At 48.8% G+C, this 16,171-nt stretch carries 18 protein-coding genes; 8 read left to right on the plus strand and 10 right to left on the minus strand.

Annotation, left to right across the window (positions count from 1 at the left end):
• Positions 1-108 precede the first annotated feature (108 nt).
• From ppnN to MTO69_RS18875, 3 genes are read left to right on the plus strand one after another with little or no spacing between them, the layout of a single operon-like run.
• Entirely contained in the window at positions 109-1,467 is a 1,359-nt protein-coding gene (gene ppnN, locus MTO69_RS09615) for a nucleotide 5'-monophosphate nucleosidase PpnN (protein ID WP_248328717.1), read from the plus strand.
• A gap of 60 nt (positions 1,468-1,527) precedes the next feature.
• Complete coding sequence (xni, locus tag MTO69_RS09620; RefSeq protein WP_248328719.1) at positions 1,528-2,304, plus strand: flap endonuclease Xni; 777 nt, start codon at positions 1,528-1,530, stop codon at positions 2,302-2,304.
• The gene (locus MTO69_RS18875; protein ID WP_282567521.1) at positions 2,297-2,425 is read left to right on the plus strand and encodes a hypothetical protein; all 129 of its coding nucleotides are present in this window, start codon (positions 2,297-2,299) and stop codon (positions 2,423-2,425) included. The genes xni and MTO69_RS18875 overlap by 8 nt, the downstream gene beginning before the upstream one ends.
• A gap of 196 nt (positions 2,426-2,621) precedes the next feature.
• On the opposite strand, the gene rlmM is transcribed toward MTO69_RS18875, so the two are convergent.
• From rlmM to pomA, 7 genes are all read right to left on the minus strand, one after another.
• A complete protein-coding gene (gene rlmM, locus MTO69_RS09625; RefSeq protein ID WP_248328721.1) occupies positions 2,622-3,713 on the minus strand; it encodes a 23S rRNA (cytidine(2498)-2'-O)-methyltransferase RlmM in 1,092 nt (363 codons plus the stop codon).
• A complete protein-coding gene (locus MTO69_RS09630; protein ID WP_248334453.1) occupies positions 3,710-4,108 on the minus strand; it encodes a DUF423 domain-containing protein in 399 nt (132 codons plus the stop codon). The genes rlmM and MTO69_RS09630 overlap by 4 nt, the downstream gene beginning before the upstream one ends.
• Positions 4,098-4,727 (minus strand): alpha/beta fold hydrolase, encoded by a 630-nt coding sequence (locus MTO69_RS09635; protein ID WP_248328723.1) that lies wholly within the window; start codon positions 4,725-4,727, stop codon positions 4,098-4,100. The genes MTO69_RS09630 and MTO69_RS09635 overlap by 11 nt, the downstream gene beginning before the upstream one ends.
• Positions 4,720-5,628 (minus strand): transcriptional regulator GcvA, encoded by a 909-nt coding sequence (locus MTO69_RS09640; RefSeq protein WP_248328725.1) that lies wholly within the window; start codon positions 5,626-5,628, stop codon positions 4,720-4,722. The genes MTO69_RS09635 and MTO69_RS09640 overlap by 8 nt, the downstream gene beginning before the upstream one ends.
• 386 nt (positions 5,629-6,014) lie before the next feature.
• Positions 6,015-7,463 carry a tRNA uracil 4-sulfurtransferase ThiI gene (gene thiI, locus MTO69_RS09645; RefSeq protein WP_248328727.1) on the minus strand — a complete coding sequence of 483 codons (1,449 nt, stop codon included), beginning with the start codon at positions 7,461-7,463 and terminating at the stop codon, positions 6,015-6,017.
• 167 nt (positions 7,464-7,630) lie between these two features.
• Positions 7,631-8,581: a flagellar motor protein MotB gene (locus MTO69_RS09650; RefSeq protein WP_176287278.1), complete on the minus strand. Its 951-nt coding sequence runs from the start codon at positions 8,579-8,581 to the stop codon at positions 7,631-7,633.
• Between the two features lie 9 nt (positions 8,582-8,590).
• Positions 8,591-9,355: a flagellar motor protein PomA gene (gene pomA, locus MTO69_RS09655; RefSeq protein ID WP_248328729.1), complete on the minus strand. Its 765-nt coding sequence runs from the start codon at positions 9,353-9,355 to the stop codon at positions 8,591-8,593.
• Between the two features lie 262 nt (positions 9,356-9,617).
• Here pomA and xseB point away from each other — a divergent pair, with 262 nt between their 5' ends.
• The 3 genes from xseB to dxs are packed head-to-tail and all read left to right on the plus strand — an operon-like array spanning position 9,618 to position 12,652.
• The gene (gene xseB / locus MTO69_RS09660) at positions 9,618-9,860 is read left to right on the plus strand and encodes an exodeoxyribonuclease VII small subunit (protein ID WP_248328731.1); all 243 of its coding nucleotides are present in this window, start codon (positions 9,618-9,620) and stop codon (positions 9,858-9,860) included.
• Between the two features lie 21 nt (positions 9,861-9,881).
• The gene (ispA, locus tag MTO69_RS09665; protein WP_248334454.1) at positions 9,882-10,766 is read left to right on the plus strand and encodes a (2E,6E)-farnesyl diphosphate synthase; all 885 of its coding nucleotides are present in this window, start codon (positions 9,882-9,884) and stop codon (positions 10,764-10,766) included.
• Between the two features lie 20 nt (positions 10,767-10,786).
• On the plus strand, positions 10,787-12,652 hold the full coding sequence (gene dxs / locus MTO69_RS09670; RefSeq protein ID WP_248328733.1) for a 1-deoxy-D-xylulose-5-phosphate synthase: 1,866 nt from the start codon (positions 10,787-10,789) through the stop codon (positions 12,650-12,652).
• Positions 12,653-12,702: 50 nt separating this feature from the next.
• On the opposite strand, the gene truC is transcribed toward dxs, so the two are convergent.
• On the minus strand, positions 12,703-13,425 hold the full coding sequence (gene truC, locus MTO69_RS09675; protein WP_248328735.1) for a tRNA pseudouridine(65) synthase TruC: 723 nt from the start codon (positions 13,423-13,425) through the stop codon (positions 12,703-12,705).
• On the minus strand, positions 13,418-13,738 hold the full coding sequence (locus MTO69_RS09680) for a YqcC family protein (RefSeq protein WP_248328737.1): 321 nt from the start codon (positions 13,736-13,738) through the stop codon (positions 13,418-13,420). The genes truC and MTO69_RS09680 overlap by 8 nt, the downstream gene beginning before the upstream one ends.
• A gap of 75 nt (positions 13,739-13,813) precedes the next feature.
• Between MTO69_RS09680 and MTO69_RS09685 the strand changes: the two genes are divergently transcribed.
• Together MTO69_RS09685 and MTO69_RS09690 are read left to right on the plus strand one after the other, a co-directional pair.
• Positions 13,814-14,851 (plus strand): DUF3549 family protein, encoded by a 1,038-nt coding sequence (locus MTO69_RS09685; protein ID WP_248328739.1) that lies wholly within the window; start codon positions 13,814-13,816, stop codon positions 14,849-14,851.
• A gap of 2 nt (positions 14,852-14,853) precedes the next feature.
• The gene (locus tag MTO69_RS09690) at positions 14,854-15,153 is read left to right on the plus strand and encodes a DUF3301 domain-containing protein (protein WP_248328741.1); all 300 of its coding nucleotides are present in this window, start codon (positions 14,854-14,856) and stop codon (positions 15,151-15,153) included.
• On the opposite strand, the gene MTO69_RS09695 is transcribed toward MTO69_RS09690, so the two are convergent.
• The gene (locus MTO69_RS09695; RefSeq protein WP_248328743.1) at positions 15,101-15,619 is read right to left on the minus strand and encodes a GNAT family N-acetyltransferase; all 519 of its coding nucleotides are present in this window, start codon (positions 15,617-15,619) and stop codon (positions 15,101-15,103) included. The genes MTO69_RS09690 and MTO69_RS09695 overlap by 53 nt on opposite strands.
• Between the last annotated feature and the right edge of the window lie 552 nt (positions 15,620-16,171).

Here is a 16,171-nt window from a genome sequence, read left to right on the forward strand (position 1 = left end):
TGCTAAACTTGAGTTATGTTAACTCAAAGCTAAACAGCCAAGAGCGACGTATAACGATAATAATCACAGCGGTGAGCCAAGCTTATGCACATCGCCTAGGAGGTCTTTATGATCACTCATATCAGTCCGGCTGGTAGTATGGACTTACTCTCTCAACTTGAAGTTGAGCGTCTTAAGAAAACCGCTACCAGCGACTTGTATCAGCTTTACCGAAATTGTACCCTCGCCGTGCTCAACTCAGGCGCACATACCGATAACTCCAAAGAGCTACTCGATAAATATCAAGACTTCGACGTCAATGTCATGCGCCGCGAGCGCGGAATTAAGCTTGAATTGATCAATGCCCCCGAACACGCTTTTGTCGATGGCGAAATCATCAAAGGGATTCAAGAGCACCTGTTCTCGGTACTGCGTGACATCGTGTACGTCAACATGCATCTCGCTGACAACCAGCGCTTAAATTTAACTAACCCTGCCCATATCACTAACCTAGTATTCGGCATTTTACGCAATGCGGGTGCCCTCACCCCAGGAATAGAACCTAACCTCGTGGTCTGCTGGGGCGGACACTCTATCAATGCCACTGAGTATCAGTACACTCGAGAAGTTGGCAATGAACTGGGTCTGCGCGAAATGAACATCTGTACTGGCTGTGGACCGGGTGCGATGGAAGGGCCAATGAAAGGCGCGGCCATCGGTCATGCCAAGCAGCGCTACTATGACCAACGTTACCTTGGCTTAACAGAGCCATCCATTATTGCCGCTGAGCCGCCTAACCCAATCGTCAACGAGCTGGTCATCATGCCCGACATCGAAAAACGTTTGGAGGCCTTCGTGCGCATGGCTCATGGCATTGTTATTTTCCCTGGCGGCGCTGGGACGGCCGAAGAGCTGTTGTATATTCTCGGCATCATGATGCACCCAGAAAACAGAGATCAGCCGCTTAAAATCGTTTTGACCGGTCCGAAAGAGAGTGAAGAGTACTTCCGCTCGATTGACCGATTTATCGCAGACACCTTGGGTGAACAAGCCCAGCAGCATTACCAAATCGTCATTGATGACCCAGCGAAAGTGGCGCAAATCATGAAGCAAGGCATGGTCGATATTCGTCAACATCGCAAAGAAAATGGCGATGCCTACAGCTTTAGCTGGTCGCTCAATATTGAGCCTGAGTTCCAAATGCCGTTTGAACCAACGCACGAGAATATGGCTAGCTTAGACTTGCATTTAGATCAGCCACCAGAAGCACTGGCCGCTGCACTGCGCCGAGCCTTTTCAGGTATCGTCGCTGGTAATGTGAAGTCGGAAGGAATTTGCGAGATCGAAAAACACGGTCCATACCAACTCGATGGTGATCGCAGCTTAATGGCGAAAATGGACAAGTTACTCAAAGACTTTGTTGCTCAAGATCGTATGAAGTTACCAGGTGGTACCGCTTACGAGCCTTGTTATCAAATCAAAACCTAGTGATAAAACGCTGTTCATTCGATACAATAAGGGCTTGATGCCCTTATTTTTTTGCTTGTTATGTCTATTCACTTGGTCATTATTGACGCGTTAAATTTGATTCGCCGAGTCCACTCCGCGCAGCCTGATCCAACCGATATAGACCGTACCATCGCTACCACTTCACGCACTCTAAATCGCATCATTAATGAAGCGCAGCCGACCCATATTATCGCGGTGTTTGATCACCACTTGCAGGAGAGAGGCTGGCGGGCTGAGATCTTGCCCGAATACAAACAAAACCGTAAGCCAATGCCAGAGCCTTTGTTAAATGGGCTCGATGCAATTCAAGATGCGTGGTGGAAGATGGGCATCGACTCCCTGCTTTCAGATGGCGATGAAGCGGATGATTTAGTGGCCACTCTGGCTATGAAAGTCGCTAGCCACAACCAAAAGGTCACCATAGTTTCTACCGACAAAGGCTATTGCCAACTGTTGTCGCCCACTTTGCAGATCCGCGACTACTTTCAGCACCGTTGGTTAGATGAGCCTTTTATTGACAAGGAGTTTGGGGTAAAACCGAGCCAGCTAGCAGACTATTGGGGGTTAACCGGAGTCAGTTCGAGCCAAGTGCCCGGGGTTCCCGGTATAGGGCCAAAAGCGGCCAAGGAGATCCTCAATCAGTTTGAGGATATTGAACAGGCTTACTCCAGTGACAATTTGCCGACCAAATATCGAACCAAGTTGGACGAGCATATCGACTCAGCAAGACGTTGCAAGCAAATTGCGGCGCTCAAAACCGATATCGAGCTCGGATTTAACCTGCAAGATATCCGCTTTACCGGGGCGAATGAGTAGAGCGAGAAGCGAGAAGCGAGAAGCGAGAAGCGAGAAGCGAGAAGCGAGAAGCGAGAAGCGAGAAGCGAGAAGCGAGAAGCGAGAAGCGAGAAGCGAGAAGCGAGAAGCGAGAAATTCTTAAAGGATTGACACAGGGCGTCAATCCTTTTCTTTTAAATTCAAACAATTAAACTTAAATATTAGCCAATACTGCCAGCAACTTTCGACTCGCTCATCACAAACTCCTCTCGAAGTCCGATCTCGGAGCGAAGCGCACTAGCATCTCCAAGGACGCAGTCCGTTCTGAACTCTCGCAGGACGAAGTCCGGTCTCGATTGTTATCTCGGTGAGATGTTCGATAAGCACTGAATATGTACCGTTATCTCTTCGCGGTCATGATAAAGATGCTTCGCTTGCAGCTTAAACTTTACATCGTGCTCACGAAGGAAAATTTTGAGGTTTTCAATATCTTCTAACACTTCATCGTAGCGACCTTTCATCGGCAGCTTAAGGTTAAAAATCGCCTCTTTGGCCCAGCCACTGATAATCCACTCGCCCATTAACTGAGCAACGCGAGAAGGCTTTTCAATCATATCGCACACCAACCAAGTGACGTTTTTGCGCGCAGGCTCAAACTTAAAGCCATCTTCTTGATGATGCTTTACCTGGCCCGTCTCCATCAAGCTGTCGGCCATCAGTCCATTGTCCACCGAGTGAACAAACATCGAACGTTTCACCAATTGGTACGTCCAACCACCAGGACACGCCCCTAGGTCAACGCCCCACATTCCCGGAGCCAAACGTTGGTCCCACTCTTCACGTGGAATGAACACATGAAAGGCTTCTTCGAGCTTTAGCGTCGATCGGCTCGGCGCATCGGCAGGGAACTTCAGGCGTGGGATACCCATGAAGAACTGTGAGTTATTACTGGTGAGCGAGTAACCTATAAAGCAGTGACCAGGCGCAACAAAACAGATATGCAGCACCGGTTTTTTCGGGCTCTCTTTGGCAAACAAAATGCCTTTGCCACGCAGGGCTTGACGCATAGGCACAGTGAACTTGCGACAGAACTTGAGCAACTCTTTAGCTTCGTTGGTGTCTGGCGTTTCAATACGCAAATCACCACAGCGCGGCATCGCCTCTACTTGCGACAACTGCTGCAAAATCGGCGAGATTCGGTCTTCGCGTGGCAGTTCCTCGATTTCGGTTGCAACAGCAAACATCTGGCGAGCAAATATCAGCGATTTGAAGTCAAGATCCTTGACCAGCTTTTCAGCATCACCGTCTTGGTAACATTCGAAAATGACGAAGCCACTGTTCTTTTTGAGACGAGGGAAACCAAACACTTCGAGTTGAGTGGCGCGATCTTGAATTTCTCCTGCACACTCTTTTTCAAATCCGCTACGGCAGTAGAGCATTAACTGTTTCACTGTTTCACCTCTTTAACTTGCAATGCTGCATAGACAAACAGCCCCCAACCCGCCATAAAACTCACACCGCCCAATGGCGTGATGGGTCCAAACCACTTAATTCCGGTTAACGCAAGTGCGTAGAGGCTGCCGCTAAAACAAAGGATGCCGATGATAAAGCAAATTGCCGCGAGGGCGAAATATTTTTCCGCCTTAGCCGGCAGTTTTATTAGCAGCACTATGCCACACAAGACCAACGCAATAGCATGCAGCATTTGATACAAAACCGCGGTGTTAAATACCTCAATGAAGTAAGGCGACAAGACTTTCTTTAGTCCGTGAGCGGCAAAAGCACCGAGCGCAACGCCAGTAGCGGCGAAAACCCCGCCCATGGCTAACAGGGTTTTACTTTGCACCATGGTAAACCTCATCAATGAACGCGGCTAACTGCTCGACGGCTCGTTCAATATTCTCCGCCTCGGTGTGCCCCGAAGCTTTACGTGGTTTGAAGCTGTGGTCGCCGTCAGGTAAAAACGACGTAGTGACCTGCTGCGAGAGCTCAAACTCGGTGAACTCCTCACGCTTGCCGAATGTATCTCGCTCGCCCTGGAGAATAAGGCAAGGTTTGGTCAACCGAGCTAAATGGTCGCCTTTGTAGTTTTCAGGCTTACCCGGCGGGTGGAAAGGGAAGCCCAAACACGCCACGCCCGCCACACTTGGGTGGTCGGCAAGCAAGCTCGCCATCCGTCCGCCCATTGACTTACCACCGATCACAATCGGACCGCGCTGAGCGAAGTGCTCAATCACCTCAGTGTAAGCTTCGAGTAGTTTCGGCGCGCGATCTGGTGGTCGCTTTTTGCCATCTTCGCTGCGTTTCACCATGTAAGGGAAATTAAAGCGCACGACTTGAATCCCCTTGTTCGCCAGCCCAGACGCGACCGCCTGCATAAACGCATGATCCATCCCCGCTCCGGCGCCATGCGCAAAGACAAATACCGGTTGATCAGGCTGACCATCAATTAAGTAATCACTCATCGAGTAACTCCTCTTGCTCACTTTGCGCTTTGGCTAACATCCAATCACGGAAAGTGGCAATACGCCCCATATCCGCTTGCTTTTCATGACACACCACGTAGAACGCATTTTTCGATAGCAACACTTCATCAAATGGCGCAATCAATCGCCCTGCTTCCAGCTCTGGCTGGGCAAGAACGTTATTACCTAATGCTACGCCTTGTCCGTGGGCGGCGGCTTGTAACACCATGGTGGAGTGGCTAAAAATAGGGCCGTGATTCACGTTGAGGCCGTCGATGCCATTTTGTTTGGCAAACTGCTTCCAATCTTTGCGCGAGGTGTCATGCAGCAAAGTGTGCTGCTTGAGGTCACTTAGAGTTTCTAATGGTTTGTTACCTAAAAGTAACGAGGGTGAACAAAGTGGAATTAAAAATTCTTGGTAGAGTTTATCGGCTCTTAGCCCTGGCCAGTTTCCGCGACCATAGTAAATAGCCACATCGACATCATCGGTCAACGAACCTTCATCCATATCAACGGCTTTAATTCGCACATCAATATCAGGCTCTTGCTGATTAAAGTCGGCCAAACGTGGCACTAACCACTGGATAGCAAAACTAGGCGGCAAACTGATGGTTAACGCGCCTTTTTCACTACGTTCTAGAACTTTGTCAGTGGCTTCTGCTAGTGAAGAGAAAATATCTTTGATATCGAGAAAGTAGCTTTGCCCCTCCTCGGTCAGTAATAAAGAACGATTTCGGCGCCTAAACAGCTTCAAACCGAGAAATTCTTCGAGTGCTTTGATCTGATGGCTAACAGCAGCTTGAGTGACAAATAACTCCTCAGCTGCACGAGTAAAGCTCAAATGACGCGCCGCGGCTTCGAACACTTTTAAAGAGTTCAACGGAGGCAATCTTCTGGACATAGTCGCCCTCTATACATTGGATTAGTTTTTTTTATCTGAAACATTATAAAATGTCCGTTGCTTGAGGACCAGAGAAATTCTATATTTCACCCCGCAAAGAGAAGTCAGAACGGCTTGATTCCGTTGGAATCAATTGACCACTCTTTGCGATGTTGTGTTTGCAAACTCGTATTTCGAGTTCGGTAGGTTTCTACCAGTTTTGTTTCATGAAGAAACGAAACATATACTTCCTGTATTTATTTTGACCTGTCTGTCAAATTTTTTAGCACCGCCTTAATAGGCGGTGTTTTTTTATGTTCCGCGTTCAGCAGAATCTAGTGCAATAAAAAAGCGCAAACCGAACCAACGATTTGCGCTTTATACCAAAGTGGATAAATTATCCTAAGTTAAGGGCGATAAACCTTAACATTATTAAAGCCTTGTTCTTGCAGATACAGCGCCTGCAGGCGGCTCATCACACCACGGTCACAATAGAGTAGATAAGTTTTTGACTGATCTAGGTCGCCGAACTGAGTCCCAAGCTTGAAGAAAGGAATGTGCTTCACTTCCACGCCTTCTATCTCAAGTGGGTTTTCATCTTCTTCTTCGGCACTGCGAATATCGAGGACCACCGCATGCTCTTCAACCGCTTGCACCTGTTCGACTTCAGGGGCAGCCTGTTCGGTCTCTTTGGCAATGTCACGAATATCCATTAAACGCGCATCGTAAACCACTTGCTCAAGAACGGAGAAATCGAACTTCTCTTCTTCTGCTTCAAGTTTGGCCTTCACCGCCTTCACGGTCGGCTTTTTCGAAATGACACCGCAGTACTCAGGCATGGTCTTAGCAAAGTCTTCGGTACCAATATCACGCGCTAAGTTAATGATGTCTTCTTTGTCCCAGTTAATCAGCGGACGCAGGATAAGTGTGTCAGTCACACCGTCAATGTGACGCAAATTGGTCAGCGTCTGGCTAGAGACCTGGCCTAATGCCTCACCCGTCACCAACGCTTGAATACCAAATTTCTCGGCAATCATACCCGCTGCGCGCATAAACATACGCTTGAGCACAACGCCCATTTGCCCATCATCGATCTTCTCTAAGATCTCAGCCACTACAGGTTCAAAGTCGACCGAAATGAAGCGAACTTTGGCTGACGAGCCGTACTTGTTCCATAAATAGTAAGACACCTGCTTAACTCCGATCTCATGAGCAGGGCCACCTAGGTTAAAGAAACAGTAATGCACTTTTGAGCCGCGTTTAATGTGCAGGTAGCTGGAAACGCCTGAGTCAAACCCGCCAGAAATAAGGCTAAGCACATCTTCTTGAGTTCCCAGAGGAAAACCACCAAGGCCTTTATGGCGAGCGATCACTAGGTTCAGCGTTTCGTTAACCACCTCTAGCGCGACGGTTTCATCTGGGTTGCGCAGTTTAACACGAGCACTCTCAATCGCTTGATTGATACCACCACCGACGTAACGCTCGAGCTCAATCGAGGTAAAGTCGTGCTTTCCGCGGCGCTTAGCGCGCACAACAAAGGTCTTACCCTCAAGACGAGCTCGGTTAAGCTCAAGAACTTGCTCAAAGATGTCGTGCAAGTCAGTGAACTGAGATTGCTGCACTTCCAGTACGTGGTGTATACCTGGAGTGTGCGTCAGCACCTCAAGCACGGCTTCGCGATATTGATCGGACTCAGAGGTGACCTCAATATGATCGCGACGGTTAAATACAGCGACAGACTCTGCACGACTCTTAATGATGTTGCGGATATTACATTCAAGAATCTTTGTGAAGCGCTTACGCACAGACTCACTTTTTACAAAAATTTCTGGATGGGGCTTGACGATAAATTTCATAATTCACTTCACAAGTTACAGTTTGGCAGATGTCACTACATTATTGAGCTTAGCAGCTTGCGCTGAAGTTAAGCTGCCTCTAAGGGCGCAAGATTATACATGAAGCAATGACCATAAAAAAGACGAGCGTTTAAGCTCGTCTTTTTTGTGGGTCGTTTTCACTGAGGTTAAGGCGATGGCAACACCGGCACTTCGTCGCTCAGTAGTGGCTCACCTTGCATAATGCTTATCTCGACTCGACGGTTACGCGAGCGCTGCGCTTCGGTGTCATTCGGGCCGAGTGGTTCGGTATCGGCCATACCACGTACACGAAGACGCTCATGATTAAAGCCGCGTACCTTCTCCATCTCTTGTGCCACCGAGACCGCACGTTGGGCGGATAGATCCCAATTGGAGCGATAGAGCTGTGAGTCTAGTCGTTGGTTATCCGTATGGCCCGATACACGCACGATGCCAGGAATGTCTTTAACCAAGTCTGCGATTTGACGAACCAAGGGACGGAACTTAGGTTGTAAGAATGCCGAGCCTTCTGGGAAAGCGCCTTTTTCGCGAATCCGAATGTCAATTTGCTGGCCAAGATTCTCGACCTCAACCGCACCTTGTTCGATCTCTCGCTCCAACGCCTTTTTAATACTCTCCATCACAGTTTCAAGCTCTTCAGACATTTGTGCGGCCTGTTGCTGCTGATTGTCGGATTCGGAGTTTTGGTTGTTTTGGGTTGACGTTTCTGGTGATTGACCGCCGGTCAACTTACCTTGGTCGCGCTGAGTCCCCCCAGCACGGTCTGATTCACCTTCATGAAACTCAAGCGTTTGCTGGGTGATATCTATGGTTTGCTGCATGATCACATCGATCGGAGTTGGCTCAGGGCGCCCAGGTCTGAACTCTTGGGCGATGATACTGGTCCCTTTGGGGATATCTTTGACTTCCAATCGATTTTGCACACCGAAGGCAAACTTCATCGAGCCGGCAATCTGCTTAAACTTAAGCACGTCCATCTCAGAAAACGACAGCAGCAACACGAAGAAACACATCAGTAGAGACATCAAGTCAGCAAACGTCCCCATCCACAAGGGCAGCCCTGGTGGTGGACATTTGCAATCGTTCTCTTCTTCCATCTCGCTTCCTTACTCGTTATCTACATCGAGGGCGCGTTTACCTTCATTGAGGTAGTTCTTCAGATAGCTGTCGATAACGCGAGGGTTCTGGCCATCTTGAATCGCCAGTACACCGTCCATAATCAGACGACGATTCAGTTTTTCTTGCTCACGGCGCAGCGATAGTTTGTCCGCAATCGGGAAAAACACCATGTTTGATAGAATGGCACCATATAAGGTGGTCAAAAGTGCTACCGCCATGGCCGGACCGATGGCTTTAGGATCGTCCATGTTAGAAAGCATGGCAACAAGACCCACTAGGGTACCTATCATCCCCATCGCTGGGGCTACGTCACCAAAGGCGCGAAAAACCGCACCACCAAACTCATGGCGCTCGTCGGTCAAGGCGATATCTTTTTGCAGCGCGGCACGTACTACGTCTGCGTCGTGACCGTCCACCAGCAAATCAATGCCTTTTTGCATAAAACTGTTGGAGATTTCCATCTCCTCTAGGGCGAGGAAACCGCCTTTACGCGCGGCATCCGCCATTTCAACCACTTTGGCGATTAAATCTTCCGGCTCATCAGACTTGAACATAAAGGCTTTGCCGGCGATTTTGGCGGCACCAAAAAATTGCCCCATTGTGAACTTCATCAGCACCACGAACGTCGAGCCGCCAACCACGATAAGTATCGACGTTACGTCGACAAACATCATGATGCTTCCGCCAAGTATCATCGCCATGATAACGAAAGCCATTCCGCCAATCAGTCCTAGCAGCGTCGCTAAATCCACAAAGCACTCCTCATGCTATCTATAAGCTTCTCTCAAATTATATCGGCAACATCTTCAGATCTTTAGTATTTTATTGATACCACATTCACATAAATATAGATGTTTGGCACAAGACACATTACTAGACTTTAGCGTTACCTGTTGGTTATGTCCTATTCCAGACCGCTTTATCTCGATTTTTCTGACAAATTTACTCGGTTAAATTTGACCATCATTATCCGCTAAGGTAACTTTCGTCCATCTTTATCTAGGTAGAACAGCTATGGCGAGCAAAAAACCAGAAAACATGACTTTTGAGGCGACCATCGAAGAACTCGATAAGATTGTCGAAAACCTCGAAAATGGTGATTTAGCGCTAGATGATGCACTGAAGAAATTTGAGCGAGGCATTTCACTCGCACGTGCTGGTCAAGCAAAGCTAAGTGATGCGGAACAGCGTGTCAGTATTCTGTTGCAAAATGATGATGACGCCCCTCTTAGCAGCTTTGACACTACGACGGATTAACGGATCGCACCTATGTCTGTTATGCATGAGGCACTGACCTCACTTCAACAACGAAACAACGCTCAGTTAGAGCTGTGGCTACAATCACTACCACACCAACATCTACCGCTGGTCGAGGCTATGCGTTATGGCTTGTTGTTGGGTGGGAAGCGCGCTCGCCCTTTTCTGGTCTATATCACTGGGCAAATGCTTGGCTGCACGCTGGATGATCTCGACACCCCCGCCTCTGCCGTAGAATGCATTCACGCCTACTCGTTAATCCATGACGACCTGCCCGCTATGGATGATGATGAGCTGCGCCGTGGTCAACCCACTTGTCATATTCAATTTGACGAAGCAACGGCGATCCTTACTGGGGATGCTTTGCAGACCCTCGCTTTTACGATTTTGGCGGAAGGACCATTGCACTCAAGCGCCGAAAACCAGCGTATAAGTATGGTGAAGGTACTGGCAGACGCATCGGGTGCCAACGGCATGTGTATGGGTCAGGCGCTCGACCTTGCTGCGGAAAATCGTCAGGTGACACTGGATGAGCTGAAGCTCATCCATCGCAATAAAACCGGTGCATTGATCAAAGCCGCAATTCGCCTCGGCGCGTTGGCCAGTGGTGAAAAAGGTGTCGAAGTGATGCCACACCTAGATAAGTACGCCGATGCCATCGGATTGGCATTCCAGGTTCAAGATGACATTCTGGATATCATCGGTGACACCGAAACTTTAGGTAAGCCACAAGGCTCTGACCAAGAATTAAACAAAAGCACCTACCCAAGTCTACTTGGTTTAGAGGGTGCGATTAACAAAGCTCACACTCTGTTAGATGAAGCGCTTCAAGCATTGCAAGCAATCCCATACAATACAGAGTTACTCGAAGAGTTCGCCCGATATGTCATCGAGCGCAAGAACTAACACTATAAGCGCGCAAAACTATGACTCTTGATATTTCAAAGTATCCAACACTGGCTCTAGCAGACACTCCGCAGGAGCTACGCAGCCTTCCAAAGGAAGTGCTGCCAAAACTGTGTGACGAATTACGCACCTATTTGCTCAACTCTGTTAGCCAGTCCAGCGGTCACCTAGCGTCAGGCTTAGGCACCGTTGAACTCACCGTTGCTCTGCATTACGTCTACAACACGCCGTTCGACCAACTTGTTTGGGATGTCGGTCATCAGGCTTACCCACACAAGATTCTGACTGGCCGTCGCGATCAGATGCCGACCATACGTCAAAAAGATGGTCTACACCCTTTTCCTTGGCGTGAAGAGAGTGAATACGACACCTTATCGGTTGGGCACTCATCGACCTCAATCAGCGCCGCACTAGGGATGGCAATTAGCGCAACTCAAGAAGCGAAGAATCGCAAAGTGGTCAGCGTGATTGGCGATGGCGCCATCACCGCCGGAATGGCGTTTGAAGCGATGAACCATGCTGGTGATGTTCACCCTGATATGCTGGTGATCCTCAACGATAATGAGATGTCGATTTCTGAGAATGTCGGCGCGCTTAATAACCATCTAGCCCAGTTGTTGTCTGGTAACTTCTACACTTCAATTCGCGAAGGTGGCAAGCGGGTCCTTTCTGGCGTGCCGCCGATCAAAGAGTTGGTTCGCCGCACCGAGGAGCACCTAAAGGGCATGGTTGTCCCTGGCACTCTGTTTGAAGAGTTAGGTTTCAACTACATCGGCCCGATTGACGGCCATGATGTCAATGAACTGGTCAAAACCCTGAAAAACATGCGTGAGCTTAAAGGGCCTCAGTTCTTGCACATCATGACCAAAAAAGGCAAAGGCTACGAGCCAGCGGAGAAAGACCCCATCGGTTACCATGGTGTGCCTAAGTTTGATCCAAGCCATAACTCATTGCCGAAGAGCAGCGGCGGTAAGCCAAGTTTTTCTAATATTTTTGGCGATTTCTTATGTGATATGGCCGCCCAGGATCCTAAGCTGATGGCGATCACGCCTGCCATGCGTGAAGGCTCTGGGATGGTGCGCTTTTCCAAAGAGTACCCGAACCAATATTTTGATGTTGCGATTGCTGAGCAACACGCCGTCACACTCGCGACGGGCATGGCGATTGCTGGCAACCATCCTATCGTTGCTATCTACTCAACCTTCCTGCAACGCGGCTACGACCAGTTGATTCACGATGTGGCCATTATGAACCTGCCAGTCATGTTTGCCATTGACCGAGCCGGTTTGGTTGGCGCCGATGGCCAGACGCACCAAGGCGCGTTTGACCTTAGCTTTATGCGCTGCATCCCGAACATGGTGATCATGGCGCCAAGCGACGAAAATGAGTGTCGTCAAATGCTCTACACTGGCCACAAACATGATGGCCCGTCTGCGGTGCGTTACCCTCGCGGTAGTGGTACTGGCATAGAGGTCAACAAAGACTTTACGGCTTTAGAAATAGGTAAAGGTCGCTTGGTTCGCCAAGGACAAAAAGTCGCGATTCTAAACTTTGGTACTTTTCTTTCTAGTGCGCTCGAAGCGGCAGAGCAATTAGATGCCACCGTTGCTGATATGCGCTTTGTTAAGCCCCTTGATGAGGCGCTGATTAAACAGCTCGCTGGCGAGCACGATGTGCTTGTCACCCTTGAAGAGAACGCGATTGCAGGCGGTGCTGGCGCTGGTGTCATTGAGTACTTAATGCAAGAAAAAATCTTAAAACCAGTGCTTAACTTGGGCTTACCTGATCGCTTTATACCTCAGGGGACTCAGCAAGAGCTACACCAAGAGCTAGGGCTTGATGCTGAAGGGATTGAACATGCTATCCGTCAGTATCTTGCTAAATAGAGTTTCGCTGTAAATCAATAAAGCCCTCGCAGGAGGGCTTTTTTGTGCGCCTAATCAGGCATCGTCCAGTTAAACTCAGCACACAAACGTTGCCATGTTTGATCCACGCCCGCTTTGATAACCACCTTGTCGCCACTGAACGGATGCACAAACTCAAGGCGAGAAGCGTGCAGTAGTAGTCGATGCGAGTCATAGACCTCGCGAAAAAGTTTGTTGTGCTTGCCATCACCATGAGAGGTATCGCCAACAATCGGGTGCCTCAAGTGCGCCATATGACGGCGAAGTTGGTGCTTACGTCCAGTGAGCGGTTTCAATTCCATCAAGCCGTAGCGAGTCGTGGCAAACTTACCGGTTGAGTGCGGCACTTCAACTTTAGCCAGCGGCGTATAGTCCGTCACCGCCTGTTGCGCTTCTTTTTCTTGGCTGGCATGTTTGTCAGCAATTTTGTCCAGTTCTACTTTGAGCGGATAGTCCAGCCGATCTGCCTGCTCGATCCACCCGCGTACAATCGCGTGATAGGTTTTCTCCATCTCATGATTGGCAAACATGGGCATCACTTGTGACGCTACCTCACTCGACAGGGCAAACATGAGCACGCCTGACGTCGGCCTATCCAAACGATGCAGCGGAAATACATGCTGGCCAATTTGATCGCGCAATGTTTGCATCACAAACTGAGTTTCATGTTTATCTAGCCAACTGCGGTGCACCAGCATGCCAGCAGGCTTGTTGACGGCGATAAAGTCATCATCTTGGTAAACGATCTCAAGCATGGCTGCACACCTCGTCAATTTGACGAATCGTTTCGACTATAGGCAGCAGCTCTGGTTGCTGCTTCCAACTCTCTTCAAAATAAGCGCACATAGCAAAGCCTGTGGGTAGTGGTTGCTGCTGCTCAATCAAGGCACGCATTCGAGCAACAAAAATCCACTGTAGCCATTCGCTTGGCGTCAGTGTATCTACGGCAAAAGGTTGTTGGCTGGCGAGTGCTTGTGCATCAGGTGGAGATAACTGCCAACACTGATGGATGCGCATCTGTTGTTCTAAAACGTCGATCAACTCGACTAATTGTTGCTGATTCGTCATTAATGTTTTATTGGACCTTGAAAATGGCCCTAAGAGTACCATTTATAGAGGAAAGAAAGTTAGGACAATTCTTCGATGGAAACCATTCATACCCTTACTCAGTTGCTGACCAACAGCCAATGCCAGTACCAAGTGTTTGATCTCGGACGACGGATTAAAACGATCGACGCTAAAACCTTCGCCGACGCGGAGCAAGGGCTACTACCCTACCCCTATCCTCTGCAGCGCAAAGCTCACATCGCGATTGCTTATTGGAATGAAAGCCAGCAACCATGGATTTGGTTTCTTAAGTTTGACCTAGATGAACGTGGCCTGCTCAAACAAGCCTCTATCGGTCACTTTCTAAAATATGTGATTGAAGCGATGGGAACGCGCATCAATCAAGAGATGACCGAGGACCAACAGCAGAAGCTGGCGAATAACCCATACACGTTCAAACCCGCAGAGGACAAGATGGCGGTGTTTCATAGTCAGGTTCGCGCCAAGCTAAATTTGCCATGCAGCCAATATTATGAACATGCCCAACACTATTTTTCTGGTGGCCTAGAGTGGGATAAATGGCATACGGTTGGCCTGCAAGGTGTCACGGATATTTGTGCCCGTCTGGGTCAGGAGCAAAATGGCGTCAATGTACGTAAAGCGCTTAAGTACCTACCTAATGAGCCCCTCTATGCACTGTTGGGCGCTCTGGAGCATACCGACTTGCCAACAAAACTGGCAGAGAAAGTGGCCGATTTGGCGCTGGAGCAAATTGACAGTGCCACCCCAGACCTGTTTTTGCTCTCGGCTTTAACGCGCGCTTTGGCTGGCGCAGAGCAGAGTGTCACCAAGCCAATCGTCGAACGGATATTGGCGAGCGCACGACTTAGCCACCAAGAGATTTTAATTGGTATCGCTGGTCGTTGTTGGCACTGGCTGAGTGACGCGAATACGGCAGAGCAGTTTTTATTGCGCTTAGCTCAAACCGGCAACCAAGCTCTCTTTAATCAACTGTTTGCTGACCTAGTGATGCTACCGGAGCTGCGCATGGTGCTGCTTCCTCTGTTGCACTCAAGTCCATCTCCAGAGCTCGCTCAGGCACTTGTTAGCCTACAACAAGCAACTAAGGCTTAACGATGATCAATGACCTGATTGCGATTCTGGCACTTTGCGTTGTTTGTATGATGTTTTGGCAGCAACGCCGTCAAGCCGAGACCGCAAAAAACATTGCAATCAACAAGTGTAACCAACTCGACTTACAACTCATCAGCGTCGCGCTCAAAGGTCACAAACTCAAAACGCCAGACGGTGTCTGGCGTTGGCATTCTGTTTATCAGTTTGAGTTTTCTGCACTGGGTGATGACTGCTATCAAGGCACCATCATCATGCAGGGTTTTCAGCTAATGAAGGTTGATTTACCGCCACATCGGATGTAAACAGATACTCGTTGTAAGGGCCGAATGTATCCTGTTTCAAAGCCCGCAACTCGAAACCCAGCTTGGACAAAATTCGAATCGATGGCTGATGATCGACATTCGCCGTTGCCGTCACCCTTGTTAAGTTCAAATCGCGCACCGCCTTGGGGAAAAACGCCAGTAGCACTTCACTTGCCAGCCCTCTTCCCCAATAGTCTTTATCGAAGATAAAACCCAATTCGGGTTCACTGTCTAAGTCGCAAATAAACACATGCCCCATGTATTCTCGACTTTGGCTATCTAGCACAGCCATCGCATAGGTATTGCGGTCATTGAGCGCTTTATCAAACAACTGTTTTGCCGAAGAAACGGTTTGTGCACCGTTCATCTGCGCACGATTAATCGCGCAGCAGTTAAGCAGCAAAAATTCTGATTGTAATGATTCGTTATACGGCACTAATAACGAACGGCGAGTCACAATGGTCATGACACATCCTTGTTAACAGCAAAAAATGTCTTGAAAACAAAGCCGAAAAGTAAACCAACTGAGGGCGGCCAATATAATGTTGATTGGCCTATATCAATATTATTTTTTTGGTAAAGGGCAGATCTAAGAAAGCCCCGACACGTGAGTGTCGGGGCTATAGTCTTACTCGCAGCAGTCCGGCTACTAAAAGTGCTCCATGCATCTTCCTTAATAGCGACTGAGTCCTTCAGTCCAAATCCTTACTTCGCCTTCCTAGCGGTGTCCTAATCGTCCTGATCGCTCACTTTCCTAGTAAGCACACATCACTTGTTCCTTGAGCGGTGTCCTTGGTATCTTCCTGATACTGTCCTTCCTCACTCTTGAGGTGTCCATTGCTTTCCTTAGTCATCCACTTCCTGTCGATGATCGCTTCCGTGCAATGTTCCTTTCGCTCCATGCTTGATTGACTATCCTCGTCAACCAATCTTCATCCTGAAGTATCCCAATCCGTGGTAGTTCCTGTTCCGTGTCAGCATCCTTCCGACACCTTGTAATTTACGCTTTTATCGAATG

The organism is Vibrio sinaloensis, from assembly GCF_023195835.1.
GTDB lineage: Bacteria > Pseudomonadota > Gammaproteobacteria > Enterobacterales > Vibrionaceae > Vibrio > Vibrio sinaloensis_C.

Coding starts and splice junctions, on each gene's coding strand:
- dxs (WP_248328733.1), top strand. CDS start 10,787: ATGACTCTTGATATTTCAAAGTATCCAACACTGGCTCTAGCAGACACT.
- MTO69_RS09635 (WP_248328723.1), bottom strand. CDS start 4,727: ATGAGTGATTACTTAATTGATGGTCAGCCTGATCAACCGGTATTTGTC.
- MTO69_RS09685 (WP_248328739.1), top strand. CDS start 13,814: ATGGAAACCATTCATACCCTTACTCAGTTGCTGACCAACAGCCAATGC.
- MTO69_RS18875 (WP_282567521.1), top strand. CDS start 2,297: ATGAGTAGAGCGAGAAGCGAGAAGCGAGAAGCGAGAAGCGAGAAGCGA.
- truC (WP_248328735.1), bottom strand. CDS start 13,425: ATGCTTGAGATCGTTTACCAAGATGATGACTTTATCGCCGTCAACAAG.
- xseB (WP_248328731.1), top strand. CDS start 9,618: ATGGCGAGCAAAAAACCAGAAAACATGACTTTTGAGGCGACCATCGAA.
- ispA (WP_248334454.1), top strand. CDS start 9,882: ATGCATGAGGCACTGACCTCACTTCAACAACGAAACAACGCTCAGTTA.
- MTO69_RS09680 (WP_248328737.1), bottom strand. CDS start 13,738: ATGACGAATCAGCAACAATTAGTCGAGTTGATCGACGTTTTAGAACAA.
- MTO69_RS09690 (WP_248328741.1), top strand. CDS start 14,854: ATGATCAATGACCTGATTGCGATTCTGGCACTTTGCGTTGTTTGTATG.
- MTO69_RS09640 (WP_248328725.1), bottom strand. CDS start 5,628: ATGTCCAGAAGATTGCCTCCGTTGAACTCTTTAAAAGTGTTCGAAGCC.
- MTO69_RS09695 (WP_248328743.1), bottom strand. CDS start 15,619: ATGACCATTGTGACTCGCCGTTCGTTATTAGTGCCGTATAACGAATCA.
- MTO69_RS09650 (WP_176287278.1), bottom strand. CDS start 8,581: ATGGAAGAAGAGAACGATTGCAAATGTCCACCACCAGGGCTGCCCTTG.
- xni (WP_248328719.1), top strand. CDS start 1,528: ATGTCTATTCACTTGGTCATTATTGACGCGTTAAATTTGATTCGCCGA.
- thiI (WP_248328727.1), bottom strand. CDS start 7,463: ATGAAATTTATCGTCAAGCCCCATCCAGAAATTTTTGTAAAAAGTGAG.
- ppnN (WP_248328717.1), top strand. CDS start 109: ATGATCACTCATATCAGTCCGGCTGGTAGTATGGACTTACTCTCTCAA.